The following is a 15746-nucleotide window of genomic DNA, read 5'->3' as shown; positions in this document are numbered from 1 at the left end:
GCGCTACCTGCCCTTCCACTGCGGCGGCCGCTTCCCGGTGAAGGCGGCGTGGAACTCGGCGTAGTCCTGGCCGTGCATCAGCAGGGCCTGGGTGCTGGCGTCCAGCTCCACGGAGGCGGCCAGCGGCATGTCCAGTTCGGCGGTGAGCAGGGCCTTGGTCTGGGCGTGGGCGAGGGCGGGTCCGCAGGCGAGGCGGGCGGCGAGTTCCGCGGCGCGGGCGTCGGCCTTGCCCTCGTCCACGAGCTCGCTGAGCAGGCCGATGCGTTCGGCCTCGGGGGCCCGTACGGGCTCTCCGAGCATCAGGATCCGGGTGGCGTGGCCGAGGCCGACGACCCTGGGCAGCAGGTAGGCGGCGCCCATGTCGCCGCCGGAGAGGCCGACGCGGGTGAAGAGGAAGGCGAAGCGGGCGGTGGGGTCGGCGATGCGGAAGTCGGCGGCGAGGGCGAGGACGGCTCCGGCTCCCGCGGCCACCCCGTGGACGGCGGCGATCACCGGGAAGGGGCATTCGCGGACGGCGCGGACCACCTGGCCGGTCATCCGGTTGAAGTCGAGGAGTTGGGAGGTGTCCATGGCGAGGGTGGCGCCGATGATCTCGTCCACGTCCCCGCCGGAGCAGAAGCCGCGGCCCTCTCCGGCCAGGACGAGGGCGCGCACGGAGCGGGTGCGGGAGAGTTCGGCGAGCAGATCGCGCAGGTCGGCGTAGGCGCCGAAGGTGAGCGCGTTCAGCTTCTCGGGGCGGTCGAGGGTGACGGTGGCGATGCCGTCCTGCCGGGTCACCCGCAGGTGGCGCCACCGTTCGGTCGCTGGTGTGGAACCGGTGAAGGGGCTCACGCGTACGACGCTATCACCGACTTGTGACTGCCGTCACGGAAACGCGACAGATGGGTGACGGCGGCCCGGTCCGAGCCGAAGGTCCCGCCGCACCGCGGGCGTGGGTCCGCCTTCACGCCGGGGTGCCCTACGAGGCGCGCACGGCGCTCCGTATCGTTGAAGTTGAATCCGGGAGTTTCTCTCTCCCCGCCCCCACCCCGACGGAACGGAACGGACGGACCGGCCATGCCCGACGCCTCCGCCTGGCGGCTCGCCCTGCCGCACACGGCCGCCGCCGTACCCATGGCCCGCGCCCTGGTCCGTACCGCCCTGACGGAAACGGAACCGTCCGCCGACCGCGACACCGCCGAGCTGCTGACCGCCGAGCTGGTGGCCAACGCCGTGGAGCACACCACAGCGGGGGCGCCGATCGAGCTGGTCGTGGAGATGCTGGCGGACGGCTGCCAGGTGGAGGTCCACGACGGCGATCCCCGGCCGCCGCGCGACCTGGTGACCCGCCCGCACGAGGGTCACCCGGACCCCTGGCAGGAGCACGGCCGCGGACTGCTGCTGCTCCGGGCCCTGAGCTCGGCCTGCGGCCACCGCCCCACCGAGCACGGCAAGGCCGTCTGGTTCACCCTGCCGGCCCGCGCGACGAGCGCCTGAGCGCCGCAGGACCGCCCGGCAGGGCCCGTATGACTATGCGGCCGACTATGCGGCTGAGGATGCGGGCCGCCCGCGCGGCGGCTAGGGCTTCGCCATCGTCGCGACGAGCACGGCCTTGATGGTGTGCAGCCGGTTCTCCGCCTCGTCGAAGACGACGGAGTGCGCCGACTCGAACACCTCGTCCGAGACCTCCAGCCACTCCAGCCCGTGCCGCTCGTGGACCTCCCGGGCCACCTTGGTGCCGAGGTCGTGGTAGGCGGGCAGGCAGTGCAGGAACCGCACGTCCTGGTTGCCGGTCGCGCGCAGCACGTCCATGGTGACGGCGTACGGCGCCAGGGCCGCGATCCGCTCGTCCCAGACCTCCTTCGGCTCGCCCATCGAGACCCACACGTCCGTGGCCACGAAGTCGGCCTGCGCCACGCCCTCCGCGACCTCCTCGGTCAGGGTGATCCGCGCCCCGCTGGACACGGCCAGCTCGCGGGCCCGCGCCACGACGGCCTCGGCCGGCCAGTACTCCTTCGGCGCCACGATCCGCACGTCCATGCCCAGCAGCGCGCCGGTCACCAGGTAGGAGTTGCCCATGTTGAAACGGGCGTCGCCGAGGTAGGCGAAGGCGATACGTTCCAGCGGCTTGGCGCAGTGTTCGGTCATGGTCAGCACGTCGGCCAGCATCTGGGTGGGGTGCCAGTCGTCGGTGAGGCCGTTGAAGACGGGCACGCCGGAGCAGGCGGCGAGCTCCTCGACCGCCTCCTGGCTGTCGCCCCGGTACTCGATGCCGTCGAACATCCGGCCGAGCACCCGCGCCGTGTCCCGGACGGTCTCCTTGTGGCCGATCTGGGAGCCGGAGGGGTCGAGGTAGGTGGTGTGGGCGCCCTGGTCGGCGGCGGCGACCTCGAAGGCGCAGCGGGTGCGGGTGGAGGTCTTCTCGAAGATCAGCGCGATGTTCCTGCCCTGGAGGCGGCGCTCCTCGACGCCCGCCTTCTTGGCCGCCTTGAGTTCGGCGGCGAGTTCGACCAGGCCGCGGAACTCGGCGGCGGTGAAGTCGAGCTCCTTGAGGAAACTGCGACCGAAGAGGTCGGTGGCCATCGGGACTCCAGGGGGACGCTGACAGGGGATTGCGGAAGTATATACGACCCCTTGTATTGATATGCAGTCTGGTGGATCACACGTGCGGCAACCGCACCTGTGATCACCAGTCCGTCCCCCTCAGCCTGCGCTCAGCCGGCGTCCCGTTCCACCGGGCAGCTCATGCACCGCGGCCCGCCGCGGCCCCGCCCCAGCTCGCTGCCGGGGATCTCGATCACCTCGATGCCCTCCTTGCGCAGGTGCGTGTTGGTCGTGACGTTCCGCTCGTAGGCGACGACCACCCCGGGCTCCACCGCCAGCACGTTGCACCCGTCGTCCCACTGCTCGCGCTCGGCCGAGTGCACGTCCTGCCCCGCGGTCAGCACCCGCACCTTGTCCAGGCCCAGCGCGGCCGCGATCGCCCGGTGCATGTGCTCCGGCGGGTGGTCGCTCACCTGGAGCTCGCTCGCCCCCTGCCCCGGCCGGATCGTGTAGGAGCGCAGCATGCCGAGCCCCGCGTACTGGGTGAACGTTTCCTCGTCGACCATCGTCATCACCGTGTCCAGGTGCATGAACGCCCGCCGCTTGGGCATGTCGAGCGCCACGATGGCCGAGGCCGACCCCGCCGCGAACAGGCCGCGGGCGAGCATCTCCACCGCCTGCGGGGTGGTCCGCTCGCTCATCCCGATCAGCACGGCGCCGTTGCCGATGACGAGGACGTCCCCGCCCTCGATGGTCGAGGGGTAGTCCGGCTGGCCCTGCGACCAGTAGTGGAAGGGGCCCGAACCGGTGAAGAGCGGGTGGTACCGGTAGATCGCCTCGAAGTGCACGGTCTCGCGCTGCCGGGCCGGCCAGCGCATGGCGTTGATGGACACCCCGTCGTAGATCCAGGCGGAGGTGTCCCGGGTGAAGAGGTGGTTGGGCAGCGGCCCCAGCAGGAAGCCGTCCATCTCCAGCGCGTGGAAGCGCACCGACACCGGCTCGCTGTGCCGCTCCAGGAACTCCCGTTTCGTCATGCCGCCGACCAGCGCCTCGGCGAGCTCGGCCGAGGTCATGCCGTCGAAGACCGAGCGCAGGTGGTCGGTGGCGAGGGGCCCGTACTCCTTCTCGTCGAAGACCCGGTCCAGGACGAGGTGGCGCGCCTCGGTGATGTCGAGGGCCTCGCGGAGCAGGTCGCCGAAGAGGTGGACGGCGACGCCCCGGTCGCGCAGCACGTCGGCGAAGCCGTCGTGCTCCTGGCGGGCCCGGCGCACCCACAGCACGTCGTCGAAGAGCAGGGCGTCCTTGTTGCTGGGTGTGAGGCGCTTCAGCTCCAGGTCGGGGCGGTGGAGGATGACGCGGCGAAGCCGCCCGGTCTCGGAGTCGACATGGAATCCCATGCCGTAGACGTACCCAGACCGGACGGCTTTCCGACCCCGCGTCAGGTGTGCGGCTCAGTGCAGGCCGAGGAGCGCCGAGGGGTTGCCGATGAGCTCCGGGGCGACCAGGCCCAGTTTGGGGGCGGTCAGGTTCGGGATCCCCCGGTTGCCGGCGTCGGGCATGGTCAGCGGGGCGCCGACGACCGCGCCGGGCGTCCGGGTGAGCAGGGTGGTCGCCGGCGACTCCAGGGAGCCCTCGCCATCCGTCTCCTTGGAGCCCAGCAGGTTGGGCACCGGGGAGACGACCTTGGTCAGCCCGAGGTCGGTGGCCACCGGGACCGCCGGGAGCAGCGGGCTGGGGAGCAGGTCGCCCTTGTGGAGGACGGGCGCCTCGGGGGCGCCGACGACCGGCATCGGGACGGCGGCGCCCACCTGTGGCGTGGGCACGCCCAGCGTGGTCTCCACGGCGTCCAGCGGGACACCCACCGGCACCGAGTCGGCCACGGCCGGGGAGGCCGCGGCGGCCGCGGCCATACAGGTCATGAGCGCCGCAATGCTTCCGCGCGCGGTCATCTTCATAGGTGACGTTCCGTCCTTCCAGGGTCGCGGACATTCCGCTGCCCTGGGTGAACGATCCCGCCGCCGGTTTCCCCGGCCTTCTCGGCGAAAGTTCCCCCATACGACCTAATTCGAGGCCGTACGGGGGCCGCCGCTTTACGCGGTCCTCTCGCCTCGCGGCCGGGGGCCGGCCGGCGGGCGGGGGCTCACAGCCGGGGGTCGACCGGCTCCGACTCCAGAGCGACCTCCGGCGGCAGGGGCCCGAGGGCGGCGCGGAGTCCCGCGATCCAGGGCGGGCCGACCCGGCAGCAGCCGCCGAGGAGCCGGGCGCCGGCCGCCCGCCAGGCGGTGGCGGGCCAGGGGGCGGGGTGCGCGGGGGCGTGCCAGGTGCGGGTGCCGGCGTCCCAGACGGAGCCGTCGTTGGGGTACGCCAGCAGCGGCTTGGCCGTGACGGACGCGGCCGCCTCCAGCGCGGGCAGCACGTCCGCCGGGTCACAGCAGTTGACGCCGACCGCGATCACCTCGGGGGCGCCGGCGGCCAGGGCGAAGGCCTCCGCCAGGGGCTGCCCGGCCCGGGTGCGGCCGCCCGCGACGGTGTAGCTGAGCCAGGCCCGCGCCCCCGTGCCGGCCAGGACCCGCAGCAGGGCCTGCGCCTCGTCGGAGTCCGGGACGGTCTCCAGCGCCAGGACGTCCGGCCCGGCCGCGAGCAGCGCTTCGATCCGGGGGCGGTGGAAGGCGGCCAGCGCGTCCCGGCTCAGCCCGTACCGGCCGCGGTACTCGGAGCCGTCCGCCAGGACCGCCCCGTACGGCCCCACCGAGGCGGCCACCCACACCTCGTGCCCGGCGGCCCGCGCCGCGGCGTCGGCCACCCGGACGGAGCGCTCCAGCAGGCCGGGGTCGTGGCCGATCTGGTAGCTCGCGGTGATCAGCACCTCGGCGCCGGCCCGGACGTAGGCCGCGTGGGCGGCCTCCACCTGCTCCGGGCGCTCGTCCAGCACCCGGCCGGTCCAGAGGGAGCCGGACAGGTCGCAGCCCTGGTCGGCGAGCTGGTTGCTCAGCCCGCCGTCCAGGAGTACGGGCCTGCGGGCCAGGGCTTCGGCCAGCGGGCCGGTGGCGCGGGGCACGGGGCGTTCCTCCGTCCTGTGGTGCGGTCCGGTCGGGTCGGGCGGCTCAGCCGAGCTGGGACATGACCTGGCCGGAGATCAGCTCCAGGTGGTCCAGGTCGTCGAGGTCGAGGACCTGGAGGTAGACGCGGGAGGAGCCGATGGCCGCGTACGTGCCGAGCTTCTCGACGACCTCGGCCGGGGAGCCGGCCAGGCCGTTGGCCTTCAGCTCGTCGACCTCGCGGCCGATGGCGGCGGCCCGCCGGGCGACCTCGGCGTCGTCCTTGCCCACGCACACCACCAGGGCGTTCGAGTAGACGATCTCTTCCGCCTTGCGCCCGGCCTCGGCGGCGGCCTCACGGACCCGCGCGAACTGCCGGCGGCTGTCCTCGACCGAGGCGAACGGCATGTTGAACTCGTCCGCGTACCGGGCCGCGAGGCGCGGGGTGCGCCGTGCCCCGTGCCCGCCGACGAGGACGGGGACCTTGGCCTGGGCCGGCTTGGGCAGGGCCGGGGAGTTCTCCACCTGGTAGTAGGTGCCCCGGAAGTCGAAGGCCGCGCCGGGCTCGGTGGCCCACAGACCGGTGACGATGGCCAGCTGCTCCTCCAGCCGGGCCATCCGCTCCGCCGGGAAGGGGATCCCGTACGCCTTGTGCTCCTCCTCGAACCAGCCCGCACCCAGGCCGAGTTCCACGCGGCCGCCGGACATCCGGTCGACCTGCGCCACCTGGATCGCGAGGACGCCGGGCAGCCGGAAGGTGCCGGCCGTCATCAGCGTGCCCAGCCGGATCCGCTTGGTCTCGCGGGCCAGGCCCGCGAGGGTGATCCAGGCGTCGGTGGGCCCGGGCAGCCCGTCGACCGACCCCATCCGCAGATAGTGGTCGGAGCGGAAGAACGCGTCGAACCCGAGTTCCTCGGTGGCCTTGGCAACGGTCAGGAGGGTGTCGTAGTCGGCGCCCTGCTGTGGCTCGGTGAAAATGCGAAGATCCATGGCTCCATCCTGCCCCTCCCGCTCCCCTGCCGGGTGAATCTGCGTCAACCGGGAGGCGCGCGCCCCGCCGCCTCAGTGACCAGCGCTGATGGGGCTCGTTGGCTCGGACGGAGCCGGACCGCCCGGCCCGCGCGCCGGCGGCCTCCCGCCGGTACGACCACCGCCCCCTTCCGCACCGGAAGGGCCAGGGCCGAGGAGGCCGCCATGTCCCACCAGTCCGTGCCCGAGTACCCCGGACAGACCGGACAGGCAGCACACGACCACGCACACCAGGAGCCGGCGGTGCCCGCCCAGGACGGCGCGCCGAAGGGCCTGCTGCAGCAGATGGAGGAGCTGATGGCGGCGCTCAACGCCGACCTGTCCCAGCTCGACGCCGACCTCCAGAACTCCGCGGACCGCACTCTGCCCGCCGAGCCGGTCACCCCGGGCAGCCGCGCCCACGAGAGCGAGGGCCGCTCCGACCGGTCCTTCTGACCGGCCGGGGGTCCCGTCGCGCGCGGCGGGACCCCTCCGCCGCACACGCCGCCACACACGCCATCGCCCACGCCACCGCGCACGCCCCGGCGCTCCCCGGACCCCGGGCCGCACCTCCGGGCCCCGCCGCACGCCCCCCTCACAGCACGCCCGAGGCCGACCCCCGTTCCCTGACGGTCATCCTGCGCAGCAGGGCCCGCACCCGGTCGCTCGACTCGTCCGCCGCGTCGATCGACTCTATGCACTGCCAGTACAGGCCCTCCTCGTCCGTCGCACAGGCCACTCCGACGAGCGCTATCCCGACCTCGCCGAGCAGCGCCTGGAGTCCCAGCAGCGCCTGCCGTACATCGGCCACCCCCGTCAGCTGCGCCGCCCGCGGCGGCTGGTCGAGCGCGGCTCCCTCGCCCTCGCCCAGGGCCGAGCGGTCTATGGCCCCGCAGCCTCTGCCTCCGGCTTCCCCCAGTCCCCTTGCCTCCGCTCTGAGCTCCGGCGGCCCCGCGACCGCCAGCCAGCTCCCCACCCCCTGGGCGAGCGCCTGGGCCTGCCAGGCCTCGCCCACGATGTCCCACGCGGCCGCGCTCCTTGCCAGCGCGTGCCGGCCGGCCGCGATGAGCCGTACCGCATCCATATGCCGTCCCCCGTCCGCACGACATCCCGCCAATCTCCACTACCCAGAGTGAAGGCAACGAGCCAGTAAAGCCAGGGGTATTCGGAAATCTGTGGACACAATCAAGGTTGTGGACGACGCCATCACTCCGAAGAGTGACAATCTGGTGTCGATGTCCCGCTCACCGGGAAACGGCGTTCGTTCCGTTCGATCTTCGCGGCGAGCGCATCCAGCACATCCACCCCAAGGACCTCACAGAACTGCAGCAGATACGCCAGCACGTCGGCCACCTCGTCGGTCACCCGGTGTGCGGATTCGGGCTTTTCCATGATCGCCGCCGACTGTTCCGGTGTCAGCCACTGGAAGATCTCGACCAGTTCGGAGGCCTCCACGCTCAGCGCGACGGCCAGGTTCTTGGGCGTGTGGTACGGGGCCCAGTCCCGGGCGGCCGCGAACTCGGCCAGCCGTCGCTGGAGTCGGTACAGCCGTTCGCCTCGCGGTGGCGGCTCCGGCCCGTCGCCCGTGGGTGCAGCACTCATGGGGACAGGTCTACCACTGAGACGCCGGGGAGCTCCCGGGCGGTTCCCGCGGTGTCCTCGCCGACCGCCGCCACCAGCCGGATGTGGCCGCGCTCCCCGGAGAGCAGGGCCAGGCGCAGCAGTTCGGCGGTCTGCCGCCGGTCCAGGCCCCGGTCGAGGCCGTCGGAGAGCACGGTCAGCGCCTGCCGGGCCGACAGGAGCTCGGCCGCCGGCTCCACGGCCAGCACCCCGGGGCCGGTGAGCAGGACGAGGGCGAGGGCCAGGAAGCGGAGTTCACCGTCGCCGAGCCGGGCGAACTCCGTGGCGGGGCGCCCGTCGCCGCGTTCCAGCACGGCCGCCACCAGCCCGCCGGCCCGCCCGGCACCGCCCGGGCCGAGGGCAGCCCCGACGCCGCCGGCTCCGGTCCCGACTCCGGCCCCCGCCCCGGCACCGGCACCGCCCGGGCCGTCCCCCCGTACCCCCAGCCCGGACACCGGACCCGCGCACCCCGTCCGCGCCGCCCCGGCCAGCAGGGCGTACCGGGTGCCGCATTCCTGGCGGGTCCGGCGCAGGACGTCGGCAAGGTTCCCGCAGTCTCCGCGCAGCCGACCCTCCCCGGGCGGCACGGCCGCCCGCATCCGGCCGGGCCGGGGGTCGCAGGGGAACACCGACCGCAGCGCCACCACCACCTGTTCGGCCGCGGCCAGCACCCGCCGCTGCCCGGCCGTGGCCCCGGCGACGCGCAGCGGCAGCAGGGCGGTGCCGAGCCGGTCGCCGGGGAGCGGAGCGCGGGTCATCCCGGCGGAGCCGCCGGTCAGCCAGGCGGCCTGGACGGAGGGCCGGCGCGGATCGCGCAGGGCGGTGGCGAGGAGCACGTCCCCGTCCTGGGAGAGCCGTTCACCGGCGATCCTCAGCGTGGGCTCCGCTTGTACGGCGAGGTCGAGGCGGACGGGGCCGGCCGGACCGTCGACGGTGCAGCCGATCCGGAAGCCGCGCCGCCCGCCGCCGTCGGGACGGGCCGCCTCCGGCACCCGGGCCACCGGGTCGGGGAAGGCCTCCTCCAGCGCGGCCCCGGAGGCGAGCCGGGACAGGGCCGCATAGGCGTCCAGCGCCTGGGACTTGCCGCTGCCGCTGGGCCCGGTGAACAGGGTCAGCGGGCCCAGGGGGAACACCGCGGCCCGGTGCCGCCCGAAGGCGGACAGCCGTAACTCGGTGACGGCGGGCCGCCGGTGCTCCACCGGCCGGGTCCCGGGGGCGGGGTGTTCGTCGACTGCAGCGGAGGGCGCGCCGGGGACCCGGGGTCCCGCCGCGCGCAAAGTGGCGTCCATGGCCGGACGGTACGGTCCGCGGGACCCGGGCCGGGTCCGGCGAACCGTTCCACCGCCGCGACCTTCCTACGATCGGGGGACGGCCGCGGCCGCGATCCCCTCGACCTCGGTCCCGACGGGCGCCAGCAGGAAGACGTTCCGGTCGACCCGGTGCATCCCGCTGCCCAGCCCGAAGACCACACCGCTGCTGAAGTCGAGGATCCGCTTGGCCACTTCGCTGTCCGCGCCGGTGAGGTCCAGCAGGACCGGGATCTGCGCGATCAGGTACTCCGCCACCTCCCGCGCGTCGGCGAAGATCTGGACCCGGATCACCACGAAGCGCCGCTGTTCCGCCTCGGACGCCCCGGGGCCCTTGGGGATCGTGCGGTGGTCCACCCGGGAGGGCCATTCGTTGCGACTGCGCAGCGGCACCACCTGCGCGAGTCCCTCCCACTGCTCGTCGGTGACGTCGTACCTGCTCACCGGGCCGCCTCGGCCGTGCGCTTCATGTGCATCCCCCCATCCTCTCGCGTTTCACCCGTTCGGCCCAACACCGACACGGAGCACGTAGGGTCGCCGCCATGACCAATGGCGACGAGGTCCGCACGTTACGCGACGTCGCGGGAGCCCGTCCCCTCCGGCATGCCGCGCCGGGGGCGGCCGGCGCGGGCGCCGGGCGGCCGCCGCGGCGCGAGGACGCGATCCGCAACCACGCCCAGATCCTCGCGGCCGCCGAGCAGTTGTTCACGGAGCGGGACCCGCGCAGTGTGACGATGGACCAGATAGCCAAGGCCGCCGGGGTGGGACGGGCGACCCTCTACCGCCGCTTCCCCGATCCGGCGGCCGTCGCCGCGGCCCTGCTCGACGAGCACGAGCGCATCCTGCAGGGCCGCCTCGCCTTCGGCCCGCCACCGCTGGGCCCGGGCGCGCCCCCGGCGCAGCGGCTGGCGGCCTTCTACAGCGCCGCCCTGGACTATCTGGAACGACATCTTCCGCTGACCCTGGGCATCCGGCCGGGCCCGGCCCGCTTCTCCGCGGGCGCCTATCGGCACTGGCGCGCGCACGTCCGGTCCCTGCTGGTGGAGGCGGGCGCCCCCGATCCCGACGTCAGCGTGGACGCGCTGCTGAGCCCGCTCGCCCCGGAGGTCTACCAGTTCCAGCGCCACACCCTCGGGTTCCCGCCCGAACGGATCGCCGAGACCCTGGGGCGGCTGGCCCGCGGGGTACTCCCCGAACCAGGAATAGGTTAGGTTAGGCATACCTAACCTACTTTCGCTGGACGAGGGAGAGATCCGCATGCGCCTGCCCGGTGCCCCCGCCGCCACGCCCGACGCCGCCCGGCCCACCGACGCGGAGCGGGTCCGCTCCGTCCTGGCCGCCGCGCACTCCATGACGGTGGTCGTCGACGGCGTGCGCCACGAGGTCCGCCACCTCGACGACGGCGATCCCCTCGGCCGGCTCCACCTGCACCCGGCGCCACCCGCCGCCGGGCACCCCGCCTCCCTCCTCGGCGACGGCCGCCCCTCCATCCGGCTGGAGTTCACCGACATCGCCCCGACCCCGGTCCGCGACCGGGTGCGGGCCCGCGTCACGGTGCTGGGCCACCTGCTGAGCCCGTACGCCGGCGAGGAGGACGGGCCCGGGGCCACCACCTGCGTGGAATACGGCCAAGCGGTCCTGGAGACCGCGGAGGGGACCTCGTACCTCGGGCTGGAGGAGCTGGACGGCGCCTGGCCCGACCCGCTCGCCCCCTACGAGGCGGGCATGCTCACGCACCTCCTCGACGAGCACCCCGAACTGGTCACTCTGCTGCTGCGGCTGGTCCGGCCCCGCCCCACGGCCGCCGTCGTCCGCGCACTGCCGCTCGCCCTGGACCGGTACGGGATCACCCTGCGCCTGGAGGAACGCGCCGGGCACCGCGACGTACGGCTGCCCTTCCCCTCCCCTCTGGACGAGGTCGAGCAGTCGGGGGCACAGATCCAGGCCCTGCTCAGCGCGGCCCGGCGGCGCTCGCACCCCAACACCCTGCCCGCGTGAGCGCCCCAGGCGCCGGAGAAGCGCACGAGGACCGCCGGAGGCGCGCCGGAAGGCCGCTGAAGGACCGCCGGAGCCCGGGAACCGGGCGGAACACCTTCCCCCGCCCCCTTCGTTGCCCCCTACATGAAGGCAATCACCTACAGCAGCTACGGAACTCCCACCGCCCTGGAGCTCGTTGAAGTACCCGAGCCCAAGGTGGGTCCCGGCGAGGTGCTGATCCGGGTCAGAGCCGCCGGGGTCAACCCCGTGGACTGGAAGCTGGCCGCCGGCTTCCTCGGGCACGTCCTGGAGGTCCGCCACCCGGTGATCCCGGGGTGGGACGTGGCCGGCGTCGTCGAGGCGGTCGGCCCCGACACCGACGACTACGCCGTGGGCGACGAGGTCTACGGGTACGTCCGCAAGGAATGGGTCCAGCTGGGCACGTACGCGGAGCTGGTCTCGGCCCCGGTGCGCACCCTCGCCCGCAAGCCCGCGACGCTCTCCTTCGAGGAGGCCGCGGGTCTCCCCCTGGCCGGGCTCACCTCCTACCAGGCCGTCACCCGCGCCGGGGTCGGCCCCGGCCAGACCGTCGTCATCCACTCCGCCGCCGGCGGGGTCGGCTCGCTGGGCGTCCAGATCGCGGTCGCCCTCGGCGCCCGGGTCATCGGTACCGCCAGCGCCCGCAACCACGACTACCTGCGCTCGCTCGGCGCCGAACCCGTCCTCTACGGGGACGGGGTGGCCGAGCGGGTCGCCGCGCTGGCCCCCGAGGGCGTCGACGTCGGGCTCGACTTCTACGGCGAGGGCGGCGTCGAGCTGCTCCAGTCCATCGTCCGGCCGGGCGGCCCGGTGATCTCCGTCGCCGACAACGACGCGGGCGAGAAGGGGGCCAAGCACATCTGGGCGCGCTCCTCGGCCACCGACCTCACCCGCCTCGCCGAACTCGCCGACACCGGAAAGATCACCGTCAAGGTGGGGCACGTCCTGCCGCTGGCGGAGGCCGGCCGCGCCTGGGAGCTCAGCGCGGCCGGCCAGGCCCGCGGCAAGATCGTCCTCACGGTCTGAGCCTCCTCGTACCGGGGGAACGCCCCGGGGGCGGGTGGAGTTCCGCATGCGGAGCTCCACCCGCCCCCGGGCGTGGGAACGGCCGCTCAGGCGCTCTGCCCGGCGTACCGGTTGGCCGGGCGCGGCAGGCCGTAGTGCTCGCGCAGGGTGCTGCCGGAGTACTCGGTGCGGAAGAGGCCGCGGCGCTGGAGGACCGGTACGACGTGGTCGACGAAGTCGGTCAGGCCGGTGGGCAGGACGGGCGCCATGATGTTGAAGCCGTCGGCGGCGCCCTGGGTGAACCACTCCTCCAGCTGGTCGGCGATCTGCTCGGGGGTACCGGCGTGGACGCGGTGGCCGCGGCCAGCACCGAGACGGGCGATCAGCTCGCGCAGGGTGAGCCCGTCGCGGCGGGCGAGTTCGGCGACGAGGGTGAAGCGGCTCTTGTTGCCGTTGATGTCCCGTTCCTCGGGGAGCTCGGGCAGGGGGCCGTCGAGCGGCAGGCCCGTCAGATCAGTGCCGAGCATGCCGGAGAGCTGGGCCAGCCCGTACTCGGGGACCTGGAGCTCGGTGAGCTCCTGCTCCAGGGCCTTGGCCTCGGCCTCCGTGGAGCCGATGACGGGGGCGATGCCCGGCAGGACGAGAAGGTCCTCCTCGGCCCTGCCGTACTTCGCGAGGCGGGACTTGAGGTCCTTGTAGAAGGTCTGGCCGTCGGCGAGGGTCTGCTGGGCGGTGAAGACGGCCTCCGCGTACCGGGCGGCGAACTCCTTGCCGTCCTCGGAGGAGCCGGCCTGGACGAGCAGCGGGCGGCCCTGGGGCGAGCGGGGCACGTTGAGCGGTCCGGCGACGGAGAAGTGCTCGCCGCGGTGGGCGGCCGGGTGCAGCTTGTCGGTGTCGGCGTAGATGCCGCGCTCCTTGTCGAGGACGATCGCGTCGTCCTCCCAGCTGTCCCAGAGCTTGGTGGCGACGTCGAGGAACTCGCGGGCGCGCTCGTAGCGCACCGCGTGCTCCAGGTGCTCTTCGCGGTTGAAGTTGCGGGCCTCGTCGATGGTGCCGGAGGTGACGATGTTCCAGCCGGCCCGGCCGCCGCTGATGTGGTCGAGGGAGGCGAACTTGCGGGCCAGGTTGTAGGGCTCGTTGAAGGTGGTGGAGACGGTCGCGATCAGCCCGATGCGCGAGGTGACGGCGGCGATCGCGGACAGCAGGGTCAGCGGTTCGAACCCGCCGAGGGCGTTGTGGCGTGCCTTGCCCCACAGGGCGACCCCGTCGGCGAAGAAGACCGAGTCGAGCAGGCCGCGTTCGGCGGTGCGGGCCAGTTCCTGGAAGTAGGCGACGTCGGTGACCCGCTCGGGGCTGGCGGCGGGGTGGCGCCAGGCGGCGTCGTGGTGGCCGGCGTTCATCAGGAAGGCGTTGAGGTGGAGGGTGCGGGGAGCTGCGGGCATGTCTGTTCCCTTGGAGGACGGCGGGGCGGGTCAGGCGGGGACGCGCCAGAGGCTGAGGCGGCGTTCGACCGCGACCAGGAGCTGGTTGAAGGCCACCCCGATCGCGGAGATCGTGACGATCCCCGCGTACATCTGGGGGATGGCGAAGTTGAACTGCGAGGCGTTGATCAGATAGCCCAGGCCGGCCTTGGCGCCGATCATCTCGGCGGCGACGAGGACCAGGATCGAGACCGCTCCGGCCAGCCGGATGCCGGTGAAGACGGCGGGCACGGAGGCCGGCAGGATCACCTTCTGGAAGAGCCTGGGGGTGGACAGGTCCATCGAGCGGGCCAGCCGGACCAGGGTGGGGTCGGCGTTCCCGACGGCGCTGATGGTGTTCAGCAGGACCGGCCAGACGCAGGCGTAGACGACGATCGACACCTTCGAGGTCTCCCCGATGCCGAGGAGGAGCACGAAGACGGGCAGCAGGGCGAGGGCCGCCGTGTTGCGGAACAGCTCCAGCAGCGGGCCGAGGAAGACGGCGACGGGCCGGTACCAGCCGATCAGCAGGCCGAGCGGGACGGCGATCAGCACGGCGATGGCGAAGCCGCCGAAGGAACGGGTGAGGCTGGCCCGGGTGTGCTCGCCGAGCTGCCCGTCGGCGAGCAGCCCCCACCAGGCCCGGGCCACCTCGCTGAAGGGCGGCAGGAACGTGGCGTCGACCAGCCCGAGCCGGGGCGCGGCCTCCCACAGCGCGAGCAGGGCGAACACCGCCGCGGAGCGCAGCAGCCCGGCCCGCAGCCGGCGCAGCACGGCCGGCGCCCAGGCGGCACGGCGGGCGGGAGCCGCGGGCTTCGCGGGCCCGGGGGCGGCCGCCGGTTCCGGGCGGGCCCCGGCGGATCGCGCCGGGCGCGCGGGATCCCGTACGACGGCCCGGGCGGGTTCCGCGGTGGGTGCGGGGAGGACGGGAACGGGGGTCTCGGTGCTCATACGGCGGCCTCTTCCTTCTCCAGTTGCCGGGCGCGGGCCACCTCGTCGTGGAGCAGGGTCCAGATCTCGTGGCGGTGACGGGCGAACTCGGGGCTGGAGCGCAGGTCCTCGCCCGTCGCCCCGGTGGACCGGTCGCCGAGGGAGACCCGGACGACCTCCTTGACGCGGCCCGGGCGGGAGGTGATGACGGCCACCCGCTGGCCCAGGTACACCGCCTCCTCGATGCCGTGCGTGATGAAGACGACGGTCTTGCCGGTGCTCTGCCAGATGCGCCGCAGCTCGTCCTGGAGGGACTCGCGGGTCTGCGCGTCGAGCGCGGCGAAGGGTTCGTCCATGAGCAGCACGTCCGGGTCGTACGCCAGCGAGCGGGCGATCGCGACCCGCTGGCGCATCCCGCCGGAGAGCTCGTGCGGGTGCCGGTCCTCGAATCCGGCAAGCCCCACCAGCTCCAGGAACTCCCTGGCGCGCGCCGCGCGTTGTCTGCGCGGGACACCGGTCGCCTCCAGGCCGAACGCGACGTTGCCGAGCGCGGTGCGCCAGGGCAGGAGGGCGTACTGCTGGAAGACGATGCCCCGGTCGAGGCCCGGGCCGGTGACGGGCCGGCCGTCGAGGAGGATCTGCCCGGAGGTGGGGCGGGTGAGGCCGCCGAGGAGGTCGAGGAGGGTGGACTTGCCGCAGCCGCTGGGGCCGACGACGACCAGGAACTCCCCCTCCCCGACCTCCAGGTCGATGCCGTCGAGGGCGGTGAACTCCTCCCTGCTCCTGCCCTTCACCGGGAAGGTCTTCGTCACCGACCGCAATTCGATCTTCGCCATGGC

At 73.7% G+C, this 15746-nt stretch carries 18 protein-coding genes; 5 read left to right on the top strand and 13 right to left on the bottom strand.

Annotated features, from left to right (window positions below; genetic code table 11):
• Nucleotides 1-3: 3 nt before the first annotated feature.
• Nucleotides 4-831, bottom strand: a complete 828-nt coding sequence (locus B4U46_RS26900) for an enoyl-CoA hydratase family protein (RefSeq protein WP_079430233.1) — start codon at nucleotides 829-831, stop codon at nucleotides 4-6.
• A gap of 225 nt (nucleotides 832-1056) precedes the next feature.
• Here B4U46_RS26900 and B4U46_RS26895 point away from each other — a divergent pair, with 225 nt between their 5' ends.
• Entirely contained in the window at nucleotides 1057-1476 is a 420-nt protein-coding gene (locus tag B4U46_RS26895) for an ATP-binding protein (protein ID WP_079430232.1), read from the top strand.
• 81 nt (nucleotides 1477-1557) lie between these two features.
• Here B4U46_RS26895 and argF read toward each other — a convergent pair whose 3' ends face one another.
• The 5 genes from argF to B4U46_RS26870 form a co-directional block, all read right to left on the bottom strand.
• Nucleotides 1558-2562 carry an ornithine carbamoyltransferase gene (gene argF / locus B4U46_RS26890; protein WP_079430231.1) on the bottom strand — a complete coding sequence of 335 codons (1005 nt, stop codon included), beginning with the start codon at nucleotides 2560-2562 and terminating at the stop codon, nucleotides 1558-1560.
• Nucleotides 2563-2693: 131 nt separating this feature from the next.
• Nucleotides 2694-3920 carry an arginine deiminase gene (locus B4U46_RS26885; protein ID WP_079430230.1) on the bottom strand — a complete coding sequence of 409 codons (1227 nt, stop codon included), beginning with the start codon at nucleotides 3918-3920 and terminating at the stop codon, nucleotides 2694-2696.
• Between the two features lie 54 nt (nucleotides 3921-3974).
• Nucleotides 3975-4472: a hypothetical protein gene (locus B4U46_RS26880; protein WP_237293134.1), complete on the bottom strand. Its 498-nt coding sequence runs from the start codon at nucleotides 4470-4472 to the stop codon at nucleotides 3975-3977.
• A 191-nt stretch (nucleotides 4473-4663) separates the two neighbouring features.
• Complete coding sequence (gene mmuM / locus B4U46_RS26875) at nucleotides 4664-5581, bottom strand: homocysteine S-methyltransferase (protein ID WP_079430228.1); 918 nt, start codon at nucleotides 5579-5581, stop codon at nucleotides 4664-4666.
• A gap of 46 nt (nucleotides 5582-5627) precedes the next feature.
• Entirely contained in the window at nucleotides 5628-6551 is a 924-nt protein-coding gene (locus B4U46_RS26870; RefSeq protein WP_079430227.1) for an LLM class F420-dependent oxidoreductase, read from the bottom strand.
• 204 nt (nucleotides 6552-6755) lie between these two features.
• On the opposite strand from B4U46_RS26870, the gene B4U46_RS26865 reads away from it, so the two are divergent.
• On the top strand, nucleotides 6756-7025 hold the full coding sequence (locus B4U46_RS26865) for a hypothetical protein (protein ID WP_100862675.1): 270 nt from the start codon (nucleotides 6756-6758) through the stop codon (nucleotides 7023-7025).
• A 139-nt stretch (nucleotides 7026-7164) separates the two neighbouring features.
• On the opposite strand, the gene B4U46_RS26860 is transcribed toward B4U46_RS26865, so the two are convergent.
• The 4 genes from B4U46_RS26860 to B4U46_RS26845 form a co-directional block, all read right to left on the bottom strand.
• Nucleotides 7165-7653: a DUF6099 family protein gene (locus tag B4U46_RS26860; protein WP_079430226.1), complete on the bottom strand. Its 489-nt coding sequence runs from the start codon at nucleotides 7651-7653 to the stop codon at nucleotides 7165-7167.
• Between the two features lie 122 nt (nucleotides 7654-7775).
• Nucleotides 7776-8171 (bottom strand): nucleotide pyrophosphohydrolase, encoded by a 396-nt coding sequence (locus B4U46_RS26855; protein WP_237293133.1) that lies wholly within the window; start codon nucleotides 8169-8171, stop codon nucleotides 7776-7778.
• Nucleotides 8168-9478 carry a biotin transporter BioY gene (locus B4U46_RS26850; protein ID WP_079430225.1) on the bottom strand — a complete coding sequence of 437 codons (1311 nt, stop codon included), beginning with the start codon at nucleotides 9476-9478 and terminating at the stop codon, nucleotides 8168-8170. Before B4U46_RS26850 ends, B4U46_RS26855 begins: the two co-directional genes overlap by 4 nt.
• A gap of 66 nt (nucleotides 9479-9544) precedes the next feature.
• Nucleotides 9545-9940, bottom strand: coding sequence for a cell division protein SepF (locus B4U46_RS26845; RefSeq protein ID WP_079430224.1), 396 nt, complete (start codon nucleotides 9938-9940; stop codon nucleotides 9545-9547).
• A gap of 98 nt (nucleotides 9941-10038) precedes the next feature.
• Between B4U46_RS26845 and B4U46_RS26840 the strand changes: the two genes are divergently transcribed.
• The 3 genes from B4U46_RS26840 to B4U46_RS26830 all read left to right on the top strand — a co-directional run bounded on the left by B4U46_RS26840 (nucleotide 10039) and on the right by B4U46_RS26830 (nucleotide 12538).
• The gene (locus B4U46_RS26840; protein ID WP_079430223.1) at nucleotides 10039-10707 is read left to right on the top strand and encodes a TetR/AcrR family transcriptional regulator; all 669 of its coding nucleotides are present in this window, start codon (nucleotides 10039-10041) and stop codon (nucleotides 10705-10707) included.
• A gap of 46 nt (nucleotides 10708-10753) precedes the next feature.
• Entirely contained in the window at nucleotides 10754-11494 is a 741-nt protein-coding gene (locus B4U46_RS26835; RefSeq protein ID WP_079430222.1) for a DUF2470 domain-containing protein, read from the top strand.
• Between the two features lie 123 nt (nucleotides 11495-11617).
• The gene (locus tag B4U46_RS26830; RefSeq protein ID WP_079430221.1) at nucleotides 11618-12538 is read left to right on the top strand and encodes an NADP-dependent oxidoreductase; all 921 of its coding nucleotides are present in this window, start codon (nucleotides 11618-11620) and stop codon (nucleotides 12536-12538) included.
• Nucleotides 12539-12624: 86 nt separating this feature from the next.
• On the opposite strand, the gene B4U46_RS26825 is transcribed toward B4U46_RS26830, so the two are convergent.
• Genes B4U46_RS26825 through B4U46_RS26815 form a run of 3 tightly spaced genes read right to left on the bottom strand, consistent with a single transcriptional unit; the run spans nucleotide 12625 to nucleotide 15743 of the window.
• Complete coding sequence (locus tag B4U46_RS26825) at nucleotides 12625-13959, bottom strand: LLM class flavin-dependent oxidoreductase (RefSeq protein WP_079430220.1); 1335 nt, start codon at nucleotides 13957-13959, stop codon at nucleotides 12625-12627.
• Between the two features lie 30 nt (nucleotides 13960-13989).
• Nucleotides 13990-14928: an ABC transporter permease gene (locus tag B4U46_RS26820; protein ID WP_079430219.1), complete on the bottom strand. Its 939-nt coding sequence runs from the start codon at nucleotides 14926-14928 to the stop codon at nucleotides 13990-13992.
• Nucleotides 14925-15743, bottom strand: a complete 819-nt coding sequence (locus B4U46_RS26815) for an ABC transporter ATP-binding protein (RefSeq protein ID WP_079430218.1) — start codon at nucleotides 15741-15743, stop codon at nucleotides 14925-14927. Before B4U46_RS26815 ends, B4U46_RS26820 begins: the two co-directional genes overlap by 4 nt.
• Nucleotides 15744-15746 lie beyond the last annotated feature (3 nt).

Source organism: Streptomyces katrae (genome assembly GCF_002028425.1).
GTDB classification, from domain to species: Bacteria; Actinomycetota; Actinomycetes; order Streptomycetales; family Streptomycetaceae; genus Streptomyces; species Streptomyces katrae_A.
Note: the sequence above shows the minus strand (reverse complement) of the source record. Positions and strands in the feature narration are given on the sequence as shown.